Raw genomic sequence first — 19,411 nt, 5'->3', positions numbered from 1 at the left:
TTTGCATGACATACCGGTCATGGCGCGGCATCCGTTTCAGCTTGCACCGTTTGCTCGGCGCGCGCCTTTTCTGCGGCTGCGCGCCGCTCCTTGGCGGATACCGGCGGCATCTCATCCGTACTCTCAACAAACGCCTTAGTCTCGGGGTCAAGCCGTTTCGTGCCCCGATAGTCGTTGGTATCAGTTGACAGACCGCGTTTTTTGAGCAGATTGTTGAAGGTCTCGGTCAGTACACTGTACAGCACGGCGAACAGCGGCACACCGACCGCCATGCCCACAAAGCCGAACACGCCACCCGCCAGCAGGATCGCAAACATGACCCAGAAGCTGGACAGTCCGGTCGAGTTGCCGAGTATCTTGGGCCCGAGGATATTGCCGTCAAACTGCTGCAAAAGCAGGATGAACAGCACAAAATACACGGTCTGGAGCGGACTGATAACCATAATCAGAATCGCGCTCGGAATCGCGCCGATGAACGGCCCGAAAAATGGGATAATATTGGTCACGCCGATGATGACCGAGATCAGCAGCGCATAGGACTGGTCGATCGTCAGCAGATGGAAGGCCATGAGCACACGCAGACCAGCAAAGCACAGCACACCGATGATCATCGAGTCGATCAGCTTGCCGGTAATAAAGCCGCCGAATATCCGGTGAATATGCGCCACGCGCTTGATGATACGGTTGGCAGTCTCGATCCGGAACAGGCTGTATGTGACCTTTTTGGCCTGTGCGCAAAAGGTGTCCTTGCTGTTGAGGATATAGAGCGCGATAATCATGCCGATGAGCAGATCGAACAGCACGGATACCGTCGTCACCACGCCGGTCATGAGCGACACCAGCTGCGGCAGCGCAATATTCTCCACCCATCCGACGACCTGCGCGGAAAACTGGTCGTATATCTGCATGAAGTTGCGCTCCAGCACCGGGTTATCCCGGAACAGCGTAGCCGCCCAGCCGGATATCTCCTCCAGATAGCCGTCGAGTGATTCGAGCAGTGAGAAAATGCTCACGATCAGCTGCGGCAGCACCATCGAGAGCAGCGCCGCAACAGTGGCCAGCCCAATCAGCAGCGTCAGCACGCTGCACAGCCCCTTGACAAAGATCGCGCCGCCCTTCACGCGCTTTGACCAGCGCGGTGCAATCCACCGGTACAAGCCGTTGAAGATCGGCATGAGCAGATAAGCCATGACAAAGCCGTATATGAACGGACTGAGTATGCCGAGCAGCTTTTTGAACATGCTCCACAAAATGGGCAGCCAGTTCAAGAGGTAAACGACAAAAACACACGCTAAAATGACGAGAAAGGCGGTCAGCCCCCACTGAAAATAATGGGGCTGCTCGCGTAAAAATCTCCTGCTGCGCTGGGTTGGATCCTGCACGGACACGCTCCTCTCCTGCTGAACACCGCTTCAGCAACCACGGCTTTTGGCTTTATTCTTCCTCGCAGTCGAAAAAGATACGCCAGAACAGATACATCCAGCTTGCCGCGAACAGCACGAACAGCGCGCCGCGGAATTTCTTGAAGAACTTGGCAAAGCAGCTGCCCAGCCACAGGCCGAGCGACAGCATACATACCTTGAGCACGGCGAAATCAAACACGGAAAAGCTGTGTGCCTTGCCCATGGCGTAATCCGTCCAGCGGGCGGCGCAGCTGCGCGCCTCGTTTGCGCAGTCAAGCATTTGCTCGGCGCGGGCGCGCAGCGCCTCGCGGTCGATCGAATCGAGATAGTTTTTCATAGCGTTTACTCTCCTTTATGTGTGGTGTAACGGGATAAACGGGCGATTTTGCCGCCCCTTGCCTCCTTAGCGATGCTGCACGGGACAACCCCCATGCAGGAGATGCGGCCCAGCCGCATACCGATCTTTTCCGCCAGCACATCCGCGTCGGCACTTGCGGTGTGCCGCAGCGCGGCCTGCAGGATCAACCCAGCCGCCCGCGCGTCTGAACCGGCCTCGTGGTGGTTCAGCGCGATGCCGAGCGCGCCGGCCACGGTATCCAGCTTGTGGTTGGCCAGCTCCGGCCAGACGCGCTGCGCCACCTTGACCGTGCAGATATACCGGCATTCCGGCATGGGCAGGCGGTAGTGCGAAAGACACGCGCAGAGCACGGCCGTGTCGAACATGGCATTGTGGCAGACAAGCACGCTGCCCTCGGCCTCGTCTGCAAGGCCGCGCCAGACCTCGTCAAACGCGGGCGCACCGGCCACCGTTTTCTCCTTGATATGGTTGACACGAATGTTGCCCCAGTGGAATTTTCCCACGCAGTCCGGCGGCTTGATAAGCGATACCTGCTCGCGCACCGGTATGGCATCCTCAAACACGGACACGCCGAGCGCGCACGCGCTGAGTGGCGAGGCGTTGCCGGTCTCAAAATCCAGCGCGACATACCTCATCGCGCACCTCCCTGCTCAGGCGCAGCGGCGCTTTCCTTGGCCGCGAGCAGCAGCTGATAGAAGGGCGCGAGCCGCCGCATGGTATCCAGCATGGGCGCGACGAACGAGCCGTCCAGCACGGGTGCAAAATCACCGTATTCGGTAAACCCCACACCGATCTCCTTGCGGTTCAGCCACGGCTGGTAGGCAGGCTTGGCGTCCGGGTATTTGGGGCGCTTGTACATCTCTCCGCCGAGAGCGACCTGCGGACAGTCGCGCACCGCCGCAAACGCCTCCAGAAAACGCTTATCCTCGCGCAGGATCATGCCGCGCAGCGCCTCCATCTCGCCCCGCTCGCACGAACCCCAGCAGCCATAAGACCAGTATTCGGGGTGCAGCTCAAAATAATAGCTGGGGACGCTCTCGCGCTCCTTGCGCGGGCGGCGGAAAAACAGCCACAAATTGGCGCGGTAAAGTGTCTTGTCCTTAGTATAGCGCGTATCCCGCCGCACGCGCGACACCATGCGCGAAGGCGTGACGACGAACAGCGGGTCGATCTCGAGCATCGTCGGGGTCATCTCCTCGATCAGCTCGTAATACGGCTGGATGGCCAACCGTTTGATCTCATCCTTATGCGCTTGATAAAATTCCTTGCTGTTTTGCAGGCGGTTGAGCTGCAGCAGGTCAATGCCCGCAGCGTGAAAGCCTGTGAATGCCATGAAACGGGTACCACCTTTGTCGATATCGCGCCGCGTCGGCGCGCAAGAAGCCAATGCTTTCTTATTTATTATTGTACCGCGTTTTGCTGGTTTTCGCAACAGTATTTTGCCGCTTCTCGCCGCAAAATACGCAAAATCTTGTGGTGCGCCGCTGCTTTTTCCACCCCGTGACGCAAAGCGGCGCGCAAGGGCATGGACAAGCCCCGTATACATGGTGTATAATGAATCCATCTTTTGAAATTGGGAGGAATAGAAGGATGCAACATCCCGAAAAGCTGCTCGACCTGCTCTGTCAGGACGCACGTTTGACCCCCGCGCAGCTCGCCGCCATGACGGGCGAGACCGAGGAGGCGGTCACCGAGGCTGTCCGCGCATTCGAGAAGAACGATACAATACTCGGCTACAAAACGGTGATCGACTGGGACAAGACCGCCAAGGAGAGCGTTACCGCGCTGATCGAGGTCAAGATCACCCCGCAGCAGGGCATGGGGTTCGACGAGATCGCCCGCCTGATCTATTCGCACCCGCAGGTGGAGAGCGTCTATCTGATGTCCGGCGGCTTTGACCTGACGGTCATCATCACCGGGCGCTCGATGCGCGAGGTGGCGCGCTTTGTCTCCGAGCAGCTCGCGCCGATGGAAAACGTGCTCTCGACCGGCACGCACTTTATCCTGAAAAAATACAAGGAATACGGCGTGGAGTACGACCCCTCGGTAAACGATAAGAGAGAGGTCATGCTGGCATGGTAAACTACGAAAACCTGCTTTCCGCCCGCGTGCGACAGGTAAAGCCCTCGGGCATACGCCGCTTCTTCGACGTGGCCGCGTCCATGCCCGACGCGATCTCCCTCGGCGTGGGCGAGCCGGATTTTGAGACTCCGTGGCAGATACGCCGCGCGGGTATCCAATCGCTGGAGAAAGGGCGGACGTTCTACACCTCCAACTGGGGACTTGCCGAGCTGCGCAGCCAGATCGCGGCGCTGACCCGGCGCAAATACCAGCTCTGCTATGACGCTGACAACGAGATACTCATCACCGTCGGCGGCTCGGAGGCAATCGACAACGCCATCCGCGCGCTGGTCGACCCGGGCGACGAGGTGCTCATCCCCGAGCCGAGCTTTGTCTGCTACACTCCGCTGACCCAGCTTGCGGGCGGCGTGCCCGTCGCGCTGCCGACGCTTGCCGAGGATGAGTTCAAGCTCGACCCCGAACGGCTGCGCGCGGCCATCACCCCGCGCACCAAGCTGCTCATCCTGCCCTACCCCAACAACCCGACCGGTGCGATCATGACGCGCGGCGAGCTGGAGGAAATCGCCGCCGTGCTGCGCGATACCAATGTGCTTGTGCTGTCGGACGAGATCTATTGTAGCCTTGTCTACGGCGACGAATCGCACGTCTGCTTTGCCGAGCTGGACGGCATGAAGGAGCGCACCATCGTGGTCGACGGCTTTTCCAAGTCCTACGCGATGACCGGCTGGCGGCTGGGCTGGGCAATGGGCCCAAAGGAGCTGATGCGCCATATCTGCAAGATCCATCAGTACGGCATCATGTCCGCGCCGACGACCGCGCAGTTCGCGGGCATCGAGGCCATCCGCACCGGCGAGGATGATATCGAGCGGATGCGCGCGCAATATGATATGCGCCGCCGCTTTCTGCTGGGCGAGCTGCGCGGCATGGGGCTGACCTGCTTTGAGCCGCGCGGCGCGTTCTATATGTTCCCGTCCATCGCCTCGACCGGGCTGTCGTCCGAAACCTTCTGCGAGCGGCTGCTGCAGGAGCAGCGCGTGGCCGTTGTGCCCGGCAACGCCTTCGGCCAAAGCGGCGAGGGACATGTGCGCATCTCATACTCGTATTCGATGAATCATCTGCGCGAGGCCTGCCTGCGCATACGCGACTTTTTACAGACGCTGTGATATCAAAAAGCCCGCACGGCACGCCATGCGGGCTTTGCTTATCCTGCTCAGAAAACGCAGTACTGCGCCATATAGGCGTCCATCAGCGGCAGCAGGTGCGCATATTCAGCCTTATCGGCCAGATATTCGCGAATGTCCTGCACGGTGACGAGCGCATGCACCTTGATCCCGAATGCCTCGCCCACCTCCATGACGGCCGTCTTGCCCGGGGTCGTGCCGACCTCGCAGCGGTTGACCGAGATAAACATATCGGTCACCTGCACATCCGCGCACGCGCGCAGCACAGGCATGGTTTCCCGAATGGCCGTGCCGGCGGTGATAACGTCCTCGATGATGATGACGCGGTCGCCGTCGGCCGGCTTGTAGCCGACGATGCTGCCGCCCTCGCCGTGATCCTTGACCTCCTTACGGTTGAAGAAAAAGGGCTTGTCGATGCCGTACTCACGCGCAAGCGCGCCGGCTGTCGAGGTTGCCAGCGGGATGCCCTTGTAGGCCGGGCCGAACATCGCGTCAAATCCGTCGCCGATGGCCTCCTTGATGCACGCGGCGTAAAATCCGCCCAACCTTGCATTCTGCAAGCCGGTCTTGTAGTTGCCGGTGTTGATAAAATACGGAGTCTTGCGCCCGGATTTGGTCGTAAAATCGCCAAAGCGCAGCACGTCCGCGCCCATCATAAACTCGATAAACTCTTTTTTCTGTGCTGACAGCATAAATTTTTCCACCTTCCCAATGCATGATACCAGTATACCAGATTTCGCCGCCGGGCACAAGCGCGAAAAGCGCGCCCCGCCCGCGCGGCGACCTGCTCATTTCCGCAAAAACTCCGGCAGGCGGCGGCGCGCCTCCAAGCGGTAGATACGCGCGCCCTCGGCCGAGAATTTCTCCTCGTATTCGGTCATTACATTGCCCTCAAAATCCGAGTGGTGCAGGTCGAGCGAGATGTTCTGCACCAGCCAGCCGAACTGGCAGATCTCTTGCAGCGTCCACTCAAAAAAACGCTGGTTGTCGGTCTTGAAGCACAGGTCGCCCTGCCGCGTGAGCAGCTCGTCATACACCTCTAAATAGGCGCGCCATGTCAGGCGGCGCTTGCGCTGGCGGTTGGGTGGCCACGGGTCGGAAAAATTCAGGTAAATACGGTCGACCTCGCCGGGCGCGAACACCTCGCGCAGCGCAGCCGCATCGCAGGAAACAAAGCGCAGATTGGGCAGCGGCTGCTGCCGGCAGCGCTCGGCCGCCATGATAAGCGCGCCCTCCTCCCGCTCGACCGCGATATAATTGACCTCCGGGTGCAGCGCGGCCATGCCGATGGCAAACCGTCCCTTGCCGCAGCCGATCTCGACGTGCAGCGGCCCCTCGCCCGCAAACATCTGCCGCCAACCGCCCCGCAGACGGCGCGGCTCGAAGACCATCACCTCCGCGCAGGCCGCAAAGCGCAGGTCTAAATTCTTCTTTTTGCGCATTCTCATGCGTTGTGTTCCCCTTTTCCCTATATTTCTTTCGGCTTATCCATTATAAACGGCCTTGGCGCGCTTGGCAATCCCCTTTATGCCGCCACGCCGCATGGCAGCAGAGGGAAAAATAAAAGTTGCGTCTTGCAGTCTATAATATTGCAGTTTATAATAAAGTGACAACAGAATTGGGGGATGAGAAAATGATGTTCAGCCGCTCCAGCGGCGTGCTCGCGCACGTTACTTCATTGCCCTCGCCGCACGGCGTGGGCACGATGGGCAAGACCGCGTATGACCTTGTTGATTTTCTAGCCGATGCGCGCCAGACCTATTGGCAGGTGCTGCCACTCGGCCATACCGGCTTTGGGGATTCGCCGTACCAGTGCTTTTCGGCCGCGGCCGGCAACCCCTACCTGATCGACCTTGACCTGCTGGTCGAGGACGGCCTGCTGACCGCCGCTGAGGTCAAGGCGGGCGACTTTCAGGCGCCGCCCGACGCGGTCGACTTTGAGCAGCTTGCCGACACCCGCTGGCCGCTGTTCCGCGCGGCCTATGCGCGCGTGGACGAGACGCTGCGCGGCAAGATAGCTGCCTTTACCGAGGCGAACGCCGCTTGGCTGCCCGATTACGCGCTGTTCATGACGCTGAAGGAGGAAAAGTACCACGATATGCCGGTCTACATGTGGCCGGATAAGGCTGTGCGCGACCGCCAGCCCGAGGCGCTCGCTCGGGTGACTGACGAGCTGCGGGACGAGATTGACTTTCGTATCTTTCTGCAATACATCTTTTTCAGCCAGTGGAAGGCACTGCGCGCCTACGCCAACGAAAAGGGCATCCAGATCATCGGTGATATCCCGATCTACGTTTCGGCGGACTCGTCCGATGTGTGGACGCATCCGGAACTGTTCCAGCTAAAGGCCGACCGCAGTCCCAAGCTGGTCGCGGGCGTGCCGCCCGACTACTATTCGGCCACCGGCCAGCTTTGGGGCAACCCGGTTTACGATTGGGACGCGCACCGTGCGGAAAACTTCGCCTGGTGGATCTGGCGCATGCAGAGCAACATGGCGCTGTTTGACGTCGTCCGTCTCGACCACTTCCGCGGCTTTGAGAGCTTTTGGGAGGTAAAGGCTGGTTCGGAGAACGCCATCAAGGGCAAATGGCGCAAGGGGCCGGGCATGGAGCTGTTTCATGCGCTCGAAAACGCCCTCGGCCCCATGCGGCTGATCGCTGAGGATCTCGGCGTGATGACCGACGAGGTGCGCCACCTGCTCGCCGACAGCGGACTGCCCGGTATGCGGGTGCTCATCTTTGGCTTTACGCCGGGATATGATAATGAACACCTGCCGCACAACTATGCGCCCCATTCGATCGTCTATACCTCGACCCACGACTCACAGACTGTGTGCGAGCAGATTATGGATATCTGTACCGAGCCGGAAAAGCTGTTCGCTTACCGCTATCTGCGCACCTCGCACGCCGAGGCCATGGGCTGGAGCGCAATCAAAAGCGTATGGGCCTCCCCCGCGCACATCGCCATGACCACCCTGCAGGATCTGCTCTCGCTCGGCGCGGATGCGCGCATGAACACCCCCGCCACCATCGGCGGCAGCAACTGGCGCTGGCGGGTGCGCAAGGAAGCGCTCAACCCGACCGTGTCCGCCATGCTGGCCGAGATCACCCAGACCTACCTGCGCGGCTGAGTCTGCCGCGCAAACTGTGCGCCATGTCTGCAAAATATATCCAAAACAGCGGCCTTTGGCCGTTTGACCCATCAACACAAAGGATGAGGATAGCATGAAGATTACAACAGCCATTTTTGATTTAGACGGCACGCTGCTCAACACACTCGGTGATCTGACCGACAGCGTCAACGCCGTCCTCACGCGCCGCGGCTTTGCCGCCGCCACCGAGGAGCAGACGTGCGAGCGCGTCGGCAACGGCATCCGCAAGCTGATCGAGCGCAGCCTGCCGGAGGATAAGCGCACCGAAGCGCTGATCGACGAGTGTCTGGATGACTTCCGCACGGCGTACGAGCAGCGCATGATGAACCGTACCCACCCGTATGACGGCATCCTTCCACTGCTGCGAGAGCTGAAGAAGGCGGGCGTTTCGGTGGGTGTTCTGTCCAACAAGTACGATCTGGCGGCCAAGAGCCTGATCCGCCATTATTTCGGCGATCTGGTGCAGCTGACCTGCGGCGAAAAGCCTGATGTGCCGCGCAAGCCTGACCCGACCAGCGCGCTCACGCTGCTCCGCGCGCTCGGCGGCGACCCATCCACCACCCTTTATATTGGTGACAGTGCGACCGATATGGAGACCGCGCGCCGCGCCGGCCTGACTGCCGTCGGCGTGGCATGGGGCTTCCGCCCCGCCGAGACGCTGCGCCAAGCGGGTGCGTCCGCCATCGTCCGCCAGCCTGCCGAGCTGCTGCCGCTGTTTGCACGCGGCCTGTTCAGCATAGACGCGATCTGTAAGGCGTTCACCGGGCACGGCTTTGGCTTTACCTATTTTGCCGATAAGGAGCAGGCGCTTGCTTATCTGCTCGAGGCCTGCGCCGGTCAGGTAGTCACCCTCGGCGGCAGCCAGACCGCCAAGGAGCTGGGTCTGTACGAAGCGCTTACAGCGCAGGACACAGAGGTGCACTCCCACTCGGTCACACCCGGCGACTTTAAGCAAGACCCTGATATTTACATCTGCTCGGCCAACGGCCTGTCCGAGACCGGCGAGGTCGTCAACATCGACGGCAGCTGCAACCGCGTGGCCGGTACGTTGTTCGGCCCCAAGCGCTGCATCTTTATCTGCGGCATCAACAAGCTGTGCCCCGATCTGCAAAGCGCGATTGAGCGGGCGCGCAGCATCGCCGCGCCGCGCAACGCGCAGCGCCTGCACCGGAAAACCCCATGCGCGGTGGATGGCAAATGCCATGACTGCCGCAGTCCGGAGCGCATTTGCCGCGCGCTGGTCGTGCACATGGCACCCCCTTCCCGAATGGACAAGTGCGAGATCGTGCTCATTGGTGAGCCTCTCGGCTTTTGATCTGACCGGCGTGTTTTTACCCAAAAGCACGCCGGTCCTTGCTTTTGCAACCGCCGGTTGCGTAATTTCCAGCCCCGCTTGGTGGCATTCTGCTTCATTTTCCGTTAAACTGGCCTTAACAAGCAAGGAGGTACGTCAATATGACACTCGGAGAAAAAATCAGCTCTCTACGCAAGGCCGGTGGACTGTCACAGGAGGATCTGGCCATCACACTGGGAGTATCCCGTCAGGCGGTGAGCAAATGGGAGCTTGGGCTTTCCCATACTTAAAGATACGGAAACAAGGACAGCCCCCCACATACACTTTACTAACAGCCGCCCGGAGTAAGAAGCGAGTACATGAAAAGCAGGAGGCCCCCGGCCCCCTGCTTTTTCGTATTCACCAGCTGCCCCGACACCATTCAAAATCCTATGCCCCGCAGGGCATCAGAGGGCGCAGAAAATCCAAAGGATTTTCGATGGCCCGTACCAAACCTTATTCCCGCCGTTCCTCTCGCCTTCATTTTACGCCAGAGGTACGCACGTCGGCGGCTTCCTCGGCTCCGTCCTACACACACCGCCTTGTCAACAATAAAAAGGCTGGTGGTCTTTTAGATCACCAGCCAGTTATTGATTATCTTGTTGCGTTACCAAATCATCCATGCTAACGCCTTAACGCCATTGAAATTTTATAAAGCGACACCAATGAAACATGATGCCGGTCTTTCTCACTTTCGATTTGCCGCAAATAGTCATGTCCAAGCCCAGCCTTTTCTGAAAGTTGGGCGGCAGTCAAACCCTGTTGCGCCCGATATTTTTTAATATTTTTCCGTATCGTATCGAAAAATATTTCATTGTCAAAACCGGAACGTCCCATCTAAGTAATCACCGTAAAAATTATACCCGCCAGTGTCAGCAAAGTATGTGTGCTATTGGCAGATAAATTGCTTGTTATTTTTTTAGGTTCATGCTAAAATGTAGAAAATCCATTTATTTATTACGGAGGGTACTTTATGAGAAAATACATCTTATCTTTTGTACTAGTACTGTCTTTGTGTTTGGGCTTGACAGGTCAAGCCGCCGCATACGAAACAAGTAAGGTAGGGCAGGGTGTAACTGTCAGTGCGGGTGGTAACCATATTGGAGTAATCGACACAAACGGTTCTTTGTGGATGCGTGGCAGTAATGGTTCTGGAAAATTAGGAACCGGAGGAACTACGGACAGTATCACTGAATTTGTAAAAGTAATGGACAATGTAAATACAGTACAATGCCGTGATAGTATTGTACTTGCTGTTAAAACAGATGGTTCCTTGTGGACATGGGGAATAGATATAACGACCATCAACACACCCCAAGTTGAATCAATTTTAACGCCTCGAAAAGTGATGGATAACGTAGTCTTTGCCACTGCTGATGGAATCAATCGTATCGCCGCAATCAAAACGGACGGTTCCCTTTGGATGTGGGGGGATAATAGTAATGGACAATTTGGCAACGGAACTACGGAAAGTTCTAAAACCCCTGTTAAAGTAATGGAGGATGTTGCCGCTGTTAGTTGCAACAATATTGTAACTGCCGTGATTAAAACGGATGGTTCGCTCTGGCTTTGCGGTAATGCTGGTGGTGGGATGTTGACCATTGAGGGCGAGGCTTGCAATAGCCGCGGAACATCCTATTATGCTGGCTCAGATCATTATTACTATTACCAAACCGTCCCTATTAAGGTCATGGAAGATGTTCTCTCTGTTAATTGTACTCCTACAAATATTCTGGCGATTAAAACAGATGGTTCATTATGGATATGGGGACAAAATTCCCATGGACAGTTGCTAGATGGCTATGCTGGTACATTTCGATATTCTACGGAGCCGCGCAAGGTGATGGACAATGTGGTTTCGGCTTCGGGAGGCAGTGGATATGTGGCTGCTGTAACTGCGGATGGTTCTCTTTGGGCATGGGGAGATAATACAAGTGGCGAGTTGGGGAACAATCATAATGCGACACATCATTTTAACGATGGTACTCCTCTGCAATTGGAGCCGGATTTTATTACAGATAATGTATCGTTCGTTGTTTGTGGCTACAATAATACTGTAATTGTAAAAAAAGACGGCTCTATTTGGGTGTGTGGCATGATAGACGGTTATAGTACGTTAAGTAACGCTACACAATTGAATGGAATACCCGTGCAGACGGTTCCTGTCCAACTTCCGGGCGTAACGACCAAACTGTCCACCCCCGCTACGATTGTGGGAAAGGTTGGTGGTTTTGATGATGTGTTGGAAACCGACTACTTTGCAGATGCAGTTTTGTGGGCCGTAAATGAGGGTATCACCAGCGGCACCAGCGCGGCCTCGTTTTCCCCTGATACCACCTGTACCACGGCACAGATTTTAACATTCTTGTGGCGTGCAAATGGCTCCCCTGCTCCTATGGGAAGTGATGAATCTGTACCTTCTGGTCAGTATTTTTCTAATGCGGCCAATTGGGCATTGGAAAACGGGCTGACGGACAATTTCAACGCTGACGAACCCGCCACCCGCGCCGCCACTGTGACCTATCTGTGGAAGCTGGCGGGAAGCCCAGACGCTTCTCTGGCAAACTTCTCTGACGTTTTCGCCAATGCGGAGTATGCTGAAGCTGTGGCGTGGGCCGTGAAAGAGGGTATCACCAGCGGCACAAGCCAGACCACATTTTCCCCCCTCGAAACCTGTACCCGCGCTCAGATTGTAACTTTCCTATATCGGGCTTTTGCCGAATAGACTAGCAAAGCCTCCTGCTTGTGAATAGGCAGGAGGCTTTCACTATCATATCACTGTCAAAATATATCAAGATATGGCGGCTAATATGTATAAATTGAACAAAATAAAGTGAAATATCAAAATACTATTGACGTGAGTGTAGCTCCGGAGTATACTGTGTATATCAATAGAAAGCCTCACAAAGGTGATGCAAAGGAGATGATGGAATTATGGGGCATCGTATTCAATTCGTGTTGACAGATGAACAATACGAGGTATTTCAGCAAGAAGTCAAAGCCAGCGGTATGAGTATATCGCAATATGTGGTAAGCAAGGTACTCCCCCAAAAAACAGATTTCGAAGAAATATGGGAAGAATTTTCAGAAAAACTCAAAGTATTTCCAGCGGGCATAGATTTTGATGTAGCGGTTATTATGGGACAGGAAAAATGGTCTACATTGAACCGTTCTGAGAAGTTATCAGTTGCACGCCTGTTCAATAAAAAAGTAACCAGTGGTGAATACGGAAATATAAGTATGGTCGGCAGATCATCCTCTAACGTAAGCCGATACAGAAAGCATTCTTGAACTTTAAGGGCAAGTAATAAGGCCGCACCTTATGAATGCCCTTTTAGTTAGAGCTACGGAGTATTAGTAGTTCTCATTATAATGCCGTCAAGCGGTGAAAGGAGTATTTGAAATGGACAACTCACAAAACGCTACACTGCGGTTTATCCCCTGGGACCCTGGGTATTTGGCGATATACGCCGATGACACCACATGGGCAGATGATGGCCCGTTAACGGTGTTTGAAATCACTGTTCCAGATGTGGATTTAGGGTGCTTGTCTATCCATTTTGAAAATGGTGTGCCAAAGACCATTGGATTGGACTTAAGCCAAATCTACCCCACTTATTTTATTGAGAAGTAACCTATTGTGGGGGGCAGGGTTCCCCTGTCCTCCACCCCGCCTACAAGGAGGAAAAAAGATGGCACTCAAATCATTATCCCAGTTCAACAAGTTTGATCTCCATGAGTTTCTGCAAGATAAGCGTCTTTTCTTTGTCAAAGCAGTTCAGTGGACAAAAACAGATAAAAAAACCGACCAAACAGATGTGCTTGGAAGCAAAGTAATCACGCAGATTCTAGAGGACAATACACAGTATCTAAAGTCCGATATGGACAACTTCGGCGAGCAGATAACCATAAAAGTCCGCAACATTGCCCCCTCTGCCTTCGATAAATGGACGCCCCTTGAAACAGAAGTGTTTGTTTGCGATGTCGAACACGTTTCCATTTTTGGAGAGTACCGAAACCAACTTAACATCATCGCGTCTGTAAGCACAAAAGCCCCGCAATAATACAGGAGGAGGCGGGACGGCATTACCTCCCGCCTCCCCACAAAAGGAGTGGTCTGAATGATAGATAGCGTGTTGGTTATAAAAGTATGCGTAATTTTTTCACTACTGTTCTCTCTCATTGTAATCCTAATTACCCTGCCTAAGCAACGGTTCGTCAAGTTATGGGAGCGGATGGACTTCCGAGGGAAGGTAGATGGGAAGTATCCGAAATATTTGGGGAAACATGCAATATCCCCTTATATTAAGGAACTGCGTTTCAGGTCTGGCATTCCTCTGGATGATTGGAAGAAAATTCAAGGCCAGTTGGAAGTTTCTTTCAAGAAGGAAATTTATTCTATCGAACGTGATAAGGAGGATATAACTGTGATTATTGTATTTGTCATTGAAAAGAATCTGCCCAAATTCATTCCGTGGGATGATAAGTACCTCACAGACGGGGCCAAGTTTGCCATTGGCGAGAGTTATAAGGGGCCGATAATCTGGGACGCTTCCACGATGCCACACGGTCTGATTGCCGGTTCCACCGGGAGCGGCAAGACGGGTATACACCGTTGTATCATCCATCAGGCTATTAAAAAATATTGGAATATAAATGTCCTCGATTTCAAAGGCGGGGGTGACTTCACAGATGTTGAACGAGAAGCCGCCGAGAAGTACCGTGATTTAGAAAAAGGATATGGAACTATTCTCATCAGTGACCCGAAGAAGGCTCGTGATTTGTTAATGGCGCTCACCGTTGAAGCCAAAGGCAGATTGGAGATATTCAAAAAAGCCGGGGTAGCAAATATTGACGAGTACAACGAGAGCGGCCAGGGGCACTTTGTCCCGTGGCTGGTCGTGATAGACGAGGCGGCGGAACTGCTGGACGTAAAGCCCAAAGACAAAGCCGAAAAGGAAATGTATTCCGAGATAGACCACGATCTCCGTACATTGGCCCGGACAACGAGAGCGGCAGGGATACATATCCTCATGAACATTATCCGCCCGTCTGCTGACGTGCTTGATGGGCAAATCAAGAATAACCTGCTATGGCGTGCCTGCGGTTATTTTTCTGATCCGTCGGCCTCCCGGATTGTCCTGGACAATGACCGGGCTACACAGCTACCGACTGAAATCAAAGGCCGTTTCATCGTAGGGGATGAAGAAACCCAGGTGTATTATATGCCGCCTGCTCAAAAGCCCGGCCCGGAGGAATAAGAGGCGCAAGGGGGACGGTGCAGCGGAGCGGAAACCGCCCCCTTGCGTCCCGCCGCCTCTGGCGGCGGGATACTTGACTAAATAACATATTTGGCTACAAAAACGACGCTTGAATTTCTAGGAAATTCAAATATCGAGAGGTGATGCCTATTGAATGGGCTGTATGTGAACGGGAACGAGGTCTATGAGCGGGACATAGCAGTATTGGAGCAGTACCGACCGGACTACTTCAAAATTACTCTGCACAAGACCTTGCGCCGAGCAGGATATGAGGCAGTAGACGGAGAGCGACGCCGAAAGAATACGGCGGGGAACAAGCGAAAACTTTCTGAGAGCCTGAGCCGGACGAGAGCGGCTATTTTCGAATTGGCGCTGTGTAATCCGTGGGAATGGTTTGTTACACTGACTTTAAATCCAGAATTTCACGATAGAAAAGACCTGAAAAGTTATAAAAAGAAACTATCCGCATTTTTGAAAAACTACAATAGATTGAACCAGACCGCTATAAAATATCTTTTGATACCAGAATTACACAACGATAAAATATCGTGGCATATGCATGGGCTAATGATGGGCCTGCCACAAGCGCATTTAGAGGCATTTAGAGAAGAAGAAAAATTACCCATACAAATACTAATTGAACTAAAACGAGGAAATCAAATATATCACTGGCCAGCATATGAAAAGGCGTTTGGCTATATCACAATCTCGAAAATAAGAAACGGCGAAGCCGTATCCAAATATATAACGAAGTATATAACAAAAGATTTGAACGACACAAGAATTGATTTGAACGACCACTTATACTACTGTTCGCAAGGATTGAAACGGGCTGAAAAATTGTATCAAGGGCCATTAAGCCGGGAATTAGATGAAGATTACAGTAATGAATATGTAAAGATAAAAACCGTCCGCGCATTGGAAGAAGCCTTAACATATTTCACGGATGGATAAGAAGTAGGGGCTGACAAGTCAGACTCCCCTATCAATCCCACGAGTGCCCCGCAGGGCACACCGCTGAAAAGAGAAAGCGAAAGGGGGTACGAGTATGAACCAGCCCACCCCGGAAGGGGTACGGGGCAAGACGATAAAGAAAGATGGACAAGAATACTTCATTTTGAACAATATACGAATAAAAATAACGGAACATTTTCCCGCCGCTGGGAAGCAAATGGATGAACTTATAGCAGAATTTGTAACAAATAAAATCAAAGAAAAGGTGCGATAAATACATCAAAATCGTCTTAAAATATTGAAAATCCCCCGCATTTGTGGTAAAATATCCTTGTTAGGAAGTGTACCCACAAGTGCGGGGGCTGTTTCTTGGAAGGAGGATTTTTATGAAACAGCCCATATATAACACCGCTCTTTATCTCCGCTTGAGCCGTGATGATGAAAACGCCGGGGAAAGTAATTCCATCAGTACACAACGCATGATGCTACGACGCTATGCAGAGCAAAACGGGCTTTTCGTAGTAGATGAATATATAGACGATGGGTATAGTGGGACGAACTTTGACCGCCCGGATTTTCAACGTATGATAGAGGATATAGAGGCGAAGCGGATAAACTGTGTGGTGACAAAAGACCTTTCACGGCTGGGCCGCAACTACCTGTTGACCGGACAGTATATAGAGTTGTATTTCCCTGCCCACGGTGTACGCTATATCGCCATAGATAACGGTGTGGACAGTATCAACCAGCAATCCAGCGAGTTTACCCCGTTCCTCAATGTGATAAATGAATGGTATGCCCGTGATATTTCCCGCAAGGTGACAAAGGCCATGCGGACACGGTTTGAAAACGGGGCGCACTATGGAGCCTATGCCCCGTTAGGCTATCGGAAAGACCCAGAGCAAACCGGACATTTGCTGATAGACGAGGAAACCCGGTGGATAGTGGAAAAGATTTTTTCATTGGCGGTGCAAGGGGTGGGGGCGGCCAAGATAACCCGCATACTGGCAAGCGAACAAATACCCACCCCCTCATGGCTGAACTTCCAGAGATACGGCACGTTTGCCCATGTCTATGAGGGCCAGCCAGAGAGCAAACGGTACGCATGGACGATAGCACAGGTCAAAAAGATATTGCAGGATGAAAATTACATCGGGAACAGCGTACACAACAAGCAAACCAATGTATCTTTCAAGTGCAAGAAGAAAATCCGCAAGCCAAAAGAAGAATGGTGGAGAGTGGAGAACACCCACGAGGCGATTATATCCAAGAGCGATTTTGACCGGGTGCAAGAGCAGATCGCCAGCCGCCGCAGGAAGCAGAAGGACGGAACAACGCAGATTTTCGCTGGGCTTGTGAAATGTGCGGATTGCGGGTGGTCGCTGGCCTACGCCACAAACCAGCGGAAAAAGGCCCCGTACAGTTATTACCATTGTAGCAAGAACGGGCAGGGCCTTAGACAGTGTTCCATGCACTATATCCGTTATGATGTGCTTTATAACTTTGTCCTCTCCCGTCTGCAATACTGGATTAAAGCAGTACACCAAGACGAGCAGACTATTATACAGCGGCTTTCAAAGTCCAATCTTGCAGAACAGGCCACCGCAAGCAAGCGGGCCGCACAGGAGAAAAAGCGGGCTGAAAAACGGCTTTCCGATTTGGATAACCTGTTAGCCAAGTTATACGAGGACAGAGTAAGCGGAAAAATCACAGAGCGCAATTTCTCCATGCTGTCCCAAAAGTACCAGCAGGAGCAGGAGGAACAGGAACAGCGGATAGAGGCGTTAACGGCTCAACTTGTCAGCGAAAAGGAGCAGGAGGACGGCATAGGGAAATGGGTTGATTTAATCAAACAGTTTTCTAACCCGTCCGAACTGACAGCTGAACTATTAAACACACTGATTGAAAAAATCCTTGTCCATGAAGCGGTAAAAGAGGCAGACGGAAGCAGGACACAGGAAATAGAGATTATTTATCGCTTTGTCGGTAAGATTGATTGACTTCTTTAACTTTGTTACTCCGGTGCTGCCATGCCCGATATCGACAAGGTGGTCGCGCTGGCCGACCACTTCGGCGTGACGACCGACTGGCTGCTGCGCGATGTGGCGCCGCAGGCCGCGCCTGCCGGCGTGGCCACTCCCTCCTCGTCCGCGCGGGCGGAGGCTATCGCGCCGATGCTACTGTGCGCCCTGCTCGGTGTCTGCGCCGCCGGACTGCTACTGCTGTTGTATGGCCGCTTTGTTTCAGCCAGCGCGCTCCCCGCGCTGTGCGGCCTGTTGCTGCAGCTGCTCGCCGCTTCGTTCGCCATGGGCTTTGGCCTATATCTGCGCGGGCGCAGACTAAAGCAGTCCGGCATAGACTTTATCCGCGCCTTCTGGCGCGTGGGCGTGTGGCTGGTCGCACCGCTGCCGCTGACCCGGCTGGCTGCGCTGGCGGTGCAGCTCGTGCCCGCGCACCTGTGGGAATGGCTGTGGCTGCGGCTGCCCACAGCGCTTGCCGCGCGCGCTTATCTGCTATTTCCGCTGCCCGGCGCGGCCTGCTATGTGCTCGGCTGCACCGCTGTGACCCTCCTGCTGCGGAAAACAAAAAAATAGCAAATCATACGCGGTGTGTTCGATATCGCCTTGTCCGTCATACAACGGTATAGCCTGCCGCCTCCAGCGTTACCAGGGCGGCATCGAACTGCTCTTTTTTGACCAAAATATAGTCTGTGTTGTAGGTAGATACCGCAAAAAGACCTATCTTGTTCTCAGCGAGGATGGTGGATATTTTGGAAAGGATCCCGATCAGCGAAAAATCCAGCACCCCCTGTATGCGGAAGGCTCTCCATCCATCCTCTCGCGCGATGGTATGCACCGGTGTATCCTCAGTGATGCACACGAGTGAGATTTCGTCCTCGGTCTTGCCGACAAAGTAGAACGCCTTGCTCCAATCAATCTCTTGTGCAGAGCGCACTTTACATACCGTCAGGTCGTGCGCGATTCTTTTCAGCTCCATTTCACAAGCTCCTTTCACTGCATATCCGGCACGCACTGCCCGCGCTGGCCGCCCAGCCGGTGAAATAATACCTGTCGCGGGTAAAGCTGTTATTGGCCAGCAGCCTTGCCGGCACCCGATTTTTCGGGCTTGTTCGTTCCACTGCTTCTTCTCTTCTTTTCCCAAGATGATATATCTTCTCATTTTCTTGCATCAGTGCAGAAAATGCTGCCACAGCCAGCCAAGCAGGCCGCCAGCCGGGCGCGCAGCCTGCCGCTCCTCCTGCGGCGGGATGATGGCAAAGGGCGGCAGAACAGATAGCTCGTCCAGCCTTTGCGCAAGGCGCTCGGCTGTTACCGGCTTGTAAACGCAGCGCTCTACCTGCACCCCCATCTGCTTTAGATTATATGCGGCCTCTCCGGTCACAAAGACAATCTCAGTTGCCGGATTCTGCTCATGTACGGCCTGCGCCAGCTCGATGCCATTCATCCCCGGCATGTCCACATCGGTCAGCAGGATATCGCAGGGTCGCTCGGCCATGCGGGCGAGCACCTGCGCGCCGCGCGTGAAGCCCTCTATCTCAGCCTGCGGCTGCGCGCCCTGCGCCGCACGCACGAGTGCGTCCAGAAAGCCTTTCATATCATCGACGGCGTATATCAGCATTTTTTACCTCCACAACGCCCGCACAATGCAAGCTGTGCTTGCTGCTATG

24 protein-coding genes are annotated in these 19,411 nt (G+C 54.2%); 14 read left to right on the top strand and 10 right to left on the bottom strand.

Features of this window, described 5'->3' with window-relative positions; genetic code table 11:
* Positions 1-17: 17 nt before the first annotated feature.
* From MR935_RS01325 to MR935_RS01310, 4 genes are read right to left on the bottom strand one after another with little or no spacing between them, the layout of a single operon-like run.
* The gene (locus MR935_RS01325; protein WP_290570352.1) at positions 18-1,382 is read right to left on the bottom strand and encodes an AI-2E family transporter; all 1,365 of its coding nucleotides are present in this window, start codon (positions 1,380-1,382) and stop codon (positions 18-20) included.
* Between the two features lie 52 nt (positions 1,383-1,434).
* Positions 1,435-1,740 carry a hypothetical protein gene (locus MR935_RS01320; RefSeq protein WP_290570350.1) on the bottom strand — a complete coding sequence of 102 codons (306 nt, stop codon included), beginning with the start codon at positions 1,738-1,740 and terminating at the stop codon, positions 1,435-1,437.
* A 5-nt stretch (positions 1,741-1,745) separates the two neighbouring features.
* Entirely contained in the window at positions 1,746-2,396 is a 651-nt protein-coding gene (locus MR935_RS01315; protein WP_290570349.1) for a 3'-5' exonuclease, read from the bottom strand.
* On the bottom strand, positions 2,393-3,094 hold the full coding sequence (locus MR935_RS01310) for a DUF2461 domain-containing protein (RefSeq protein ID WP_290570347.1): 702 nt from the start codon (positions 3,092-3,094) through the stop codon (positions 2,393-2,395). Before MR935_RS01310 ends, MR935_RS01315 begins: the two co-directional genes overlap by 4 nt.
* Before the next feature lie 257 nt (positions 3,095-3,351).
* On the opposite strand from MR935_RS01310, the gene MR935_RS01305 reads away from it, so the two are divergent.
* Both MR935_RS01305 and MR935_RS01300 read left to right on the top strand, forming a co-directional pair.
* Positions 3,352-3,843, top strand: a complete 492-nt coding sequence (locus MR935_RS01305; protein ID WP_290570346.1) for an Lrp/AsnC family transcriptional regulator — start codon at positions 3,352-3,354, stop codon at positions 3,841-3,843.
* Complete coding sequence (locus tag MR935_RS01300; RefSeq protein WP_290570344.1) at positions 3,837-5,006, top strand: aminotransferase class I/II-fold pyridoxal phosphate-dependent enzyme; 1,170 nt, start codon at positions 3,837-3,839, stop codon at positions 5,004-5,006. Before MR935_RS01305 ends, MR935_RS01300 begins: the two co-directional genes overlap by 7 nt.
* Positions 5,007-5,053: 47 nt before the next feature.
* On the opposite strand, the gene pyrE is transcribed toward MR935_RS01300, so the two are convergent.
* Both pyrE and trmB read right to left on the bottom strand, forming a co-directional pair.
* On the bottom strand, positions 5,054-5,716 hold the full coding sequence (gene pyrE / locus MR935_RS01295) for an orotate phosphoribosyltransferase (protein ID WP_290570343.1): 663 nt from the start codon (positions 5,714-5,716) through the stop codon (positions 5,054-5,056).
* Between the two features lie 96 nt (positions 5,717-5,812).
* Positions 5,813-6,472: a tRNA (guanosine(46)-N7)-methyltransferase TrmB gene (trmB, locus tag MR935_RS01290; RefSeq protein ID WP_290570341.1), complete on the bottom strand. Its 660-nt coding sequence runs from the start codon at positions 6,470-6,472 to the stop codon at positions 5,813-5,815.
* Positions 6,473-6,657: 185 nt separating this feature from the next.
* Between trmB and malQ the strand changes: the two genes are divergently transcribed.
* The 3 genes from malQ (at position 6,658) to MR935_RS01275 (ending at position 9,759) form a co-directional block, all read left to right on the top strand.
* Positions 6,658-8,154: a 4-alpha-glucanotransferase gene (gene malQ, locus MR935_RS01285; protein WP_290570339.1), complete on the top strand. Its 1,497-nt coding sequence runs from the start codon at positions 6,658-6,660 to the stop codon at positions 8,152-8,154.
* A gap of 94 nt (positions 8,155-8,248) precedes the next feature.
* Complete coding sequence (locus MR935_RS01280; protein ID WP_290570337.1) at positions 8,249-9,490, top strand: HAD-IA family hydrolase; 1,242 nt, start codon at positions 8,249-8,251, stop codon at positions 9,488-9,490.
* Between the two features lie 140 nt (positions 9,491-9,630).
* Entirely contained in the window at positions 9,631-9,759 is a 129-nt protein-coding gene (locus MR935_RS01275; protein ID WP_442862997.1) for a helix-turn-helix transcriptional regulator, read from the top strand.
* A gap of 373 nt (positions 9,760-10,132) precedes the next feature.
* On the opposite strand, the gene MR935_RS01270 is transcribed toward MR935_RS01275, so the two are convergent.
* Entirely contained in the window at positions 10,133-10,345 is a 213-nt protein-coding gene (locus MR935_RS01270; RefSeq protein WP_290570335.1) for a helix-turn-helix domain-containing protein, read from the bottom strand.
* A gap of 136 nt (positions 10,346-10,481) precedes the next feature.
* On the opposite strand from MR935_RS01270, the gene MR935_RS01265 reads away from it, so the two are divergent.
* The 9 genes from MR935_RS01265 (at position 10,482) to MR935_RS01225 (ending at position 18,317) form a co-directional block, all read left to right on the top strand.
* On the top strand, positions 10,482-12,233 hold the full coding sequence (locus MR935_RS01265; protein ID WP_290570333.1) for an S-layer homology domain-containing protein: 1,752 nt from the start codon (positions 10,482-10,484) through the stop codon (positions 12,231-12,233).
* Between the two features lie 209 nt (positions 12,234-12,442).
* Positions 12,443-12,799 carry a DUF1413 domain-containing protein gene (locus tag MR935_RS01260; RefSeq protein ID WP_290570332.1) on the top strand — a complete coding sequence of 119 codons (357 nt, stop codon included), beginning with the start codon at positions 12,443-12,445 and terminating at the stop codon, positions 12,797-12,799.
* A 112-nt stretch (positions 12,800-12,911) separates the two neighbouring features.
* Positions 12,912-13,142, top strand: coding sequence for a hypothetical protein (locus MR935_RS01255; RefSeq protein WP_290570330.1), 231 nt, complete (start codon positions 12,912-12,914; stop codon positions 13,140-13,142).
* 58 nt (positions 13,143-13,200) lie between these two features.
* Positions 13,201-13,572 carry a hypothetical protein gene (locus MR935_RS01250; protein ID WP_290570329.1) on the top strand — a complete coding sequence of 124 codons (372 nt, stop codon included), beginning with the start codon at positions 13,201-13,203 and terminating at the stop codon, positions 13,570-13,572.
* 57 nt (positions 13,573-13,629) lie between these two features.
* Positions 13,630-14,769 carry an FtsK/SpoIIIE domain-containing protein gene (locus tag MR935_RS01245; protein ID WP_290570327.1) on the top strand — a complete coding sequence of 380 codons (1,140 nt, stop codon included), beginning with the start codon at positions 13,630-13,632 and terminating at the stop codon, positions 14,767-14,769.
* Positions 14,770-14,919: 150 nt separating this feature from the next.
* Positions 14,920-15,723 (top strand): rolling circle replication-associated protein, encoded by an 804-nt coding sequence (locus MR935_RS01240; protein WP_290570325.1) that lies wholly within the window; start codon positions 14,920-14,922, stop codon positions 15,721-15,723.
* A gap of 94 nt (positions 15,724-15,817) precedes the next feature.
* The gene (locus tag MR935_RS01235) at positions 15,818-15,997 is read left to right on the top strand and encodes a hypothetical protein (protein ID WP_290570323.1); all 180 of its coding nucleotides are present in this window, start codon (positions 15,818-15,820) and stop codon (positions 15,995-15,997) included.
* Positions 15,998-16,109: 112 nt separating this feature from the next.
* A complete protein-coding gene (locus tag MR935_RS01230) occupies positions 16,110-17,723 on the top strand; it encodes a recombinase family protein (RefSeq protein ID WP_290570321.1) in 1,614 nt (537 codons plus the stop codon).
* A gap of 30 nt (positions 17,724-17,753) precedes the next feature.
* The gene (locus MR935_RS01225) at positions 17,754-18,317 is read left to right on the top strand and encodes a hypothetical protein (protein WP_290570319.1); all 564 of its coding nucleotides are present in this window, start codon (positions 17,754-17,756) and stop codon (positions 18,315-18,317) included.
* Between the two features lie 37 nt (positions 18,318-18,354).
* Here the strand turns inward: MR935_RS01225 and MR935_RS01220 are convergent, their stop codons facing one another.
* Genes MR935_RS01220 through MR935_RS01210 form a run of 3 tightly spaced genes read right to left on the bottom strand, consistent with a single transcriptional unit; the run spans position 18,355 to position 19,362 of the window.
* The gene (locus tag MR935_RS01220; RefSeq protein WP_290570317.1) at positions 18,355-18,720 is read right to left on the bottom strand and encodes an ACT domain-containing protein; all 366 of its coding nucleotides are present in this window, start codon (positions 18,718-18,720) and stop codon (positions 18,355-18,357) included.
* Position 18,721: 1 nt separating this feature from the next.
* Positions 18,722-18,862: a hypothetical protein gene (locus MR935_RS01215; protein WP_290570315.1), complete on the bottom strand. Its 141-nt coding sequence runs from the start codon at positions 18,860-18,862 to the stop codon at positions 18,722-18,724.
* A gap of 50 nt (positions 18,863-18,912) precedes the next feature.
* Complete coding sequence (locus MR935_RS01210; protein ID WP_290570313.1) at positions 18,913-19,362, bottom strand: response regulator; 450 nt, start codon at positions 19,360-19,362, stop codon at positions 18,913-18,915.
* Positions 19,363-19,411 lie beyond the last annotated feature (49 nt).

Source organism: Agathobaculum sp. (genome assembly GCF_022775115.1).
Classification (GTDB): domain Bacteria; phylum Bacillota; class Clostridia; order Oscillospirales; family Butyricicoccaceae; genus Agathobaculum.
This window is presented reverse-complemented; position numbering and strand designations above follow the sequence as displayed.

Coding starts and splice junctions, on each gene's coding strand:
- MR935_RS01270 (WP_290570335.1), bottom strand. CDS start 10,345: ATGGGACGTTCCGGTTTTGACAATGAAATATTTTTCGATACGATACGG.
- MR935_RS01275 (WP_442862997.1), top strand. CDS start 9,631: ATGACACTCGGAGAAAAAATCAGCTCTCTACGCAAGGCCGGTGGACTG.
- MR935_RS01225 (WP_290570319.1), top strand. CDS start 17,754: ATGCCCGATATCGACAAGGTGGTCGCGCTGGCCGACCACTTCGGCGTG.
- MR935_RS01315 (WP_290570349.1), bottom strand. CDS start 2,396: ATGAGGTATGTCGCGCTGGATTTTGAGACCGGCAACGCCTCGCCACTC.
- MR935_RS01265 (WP_290570333.1), top strand. CDS start 10,482: ATGAGAAAATACATCTTATCTTTTGTACTAGTACTGTCTTTGTGTTTG.
- MR935_RS01245 (WP_290570327.1), top strand. CDS start 13,630: ATGATAGATAGCGTGTTGGTTATAAAAGTATGCGTAATTTTTTCACTA.
- MR935_RS01280 (WP_290570337.1), top strand. CDS start 8,249: ATGAAGATTACAACAGCCATTTTTGATTTAGACGGCACGCTGCTCAAC.
- malQ (WP_290570339.1), top strand. CDS start 6,658: ATGATGTTCAGCCGCTCCAGCGGCGTGCTCGCGCACGTTACTTCATTG.
- MR935_RS01220 (WP_290570317.1), bottom strand. CDS start 18,720: ATGGAGCTGAAAAGAATCGCGCACGACCTGACGGTATGTAAAGTGCGC.
- MR935_RS01230 (WP_290570321.1), top strand. CDS start 16,110: ATGAAACAGCCCATATATAACACCGCTCTTTATCTCCGCTTGAGCCGT.
- trmB (WP_290570341.1), bottom strand. CDS start 6,472: ATGAGAATGCGCAAAAAGAAGAATTTAGACCTGCGCTTTGCGGCCTGC.
- MR935_RS01250 (WP_290570329.1), top strand. CDS start 13,201: ATGGCACTCAAATCATTATCCCAGTTCAACAAGTTTGATCTCCATGAG.
- pyrE (WP_290570343.1), bottom strand. CDS start 5,716: ATGCTGTCAGCACAGAAAAAAGAGTTTATCGAGTTTATGATGGGCGCG.
- MR935_RS01320 (WP_290570350.1), bottom strand. CDS start 1,740: ATGAAAAACTATCTCGATTCGATCGACCGCGAGGCGCTGCGCGCCCGC.
- MR935_RS01260 (WP_290570332.1), top strand. CDS start 12,443: ATGGGGCATCGTATTCAATTCGTGTTGACAGATGAACAATACGAGGTA.
- MR935_RS01210 (WP_290570313.1), bottom strand. CDS start 19,362: ATGCTGATATACGCCGTCGATGATATGAAAGGCTTTCTGGACGCACTC.
- MR935_RS01310 (WP_290570347.1), bottom strand. CDS start 3,094: ATGGCATTCACAGGCTTTCACGCTGCGGGCATTGACCTGCTGCAGCTC.
- MR935_RS01300 (WP_290570344.1), top strand. CDS start 3,837: ATGGTAAACTACGAAAACCTGCTTTCCGCCCGCGTGCGACAGGTAAAG.
- MR935_RS01305 (WP_290570346.1), top strand. CDS start 3,352: ATGCAACATCCCGAAAAGCTGCTCGACCTGCTCTGTCAGGACGCACGT.
- MR935_RS01235 (WP_290570323.1), top strand. CDS start 15,818: ATGAACCAGCCCACCCCGGAAGGGGTACGGGGCAAGACGATAAAGAAA.
- MR935_RS01255 (WP_290570330.1), top strand. CDS start 12,912: ATGGACAACTCACAAAACGCTACACTGCGGTTTATCCCCTGGGACCCT.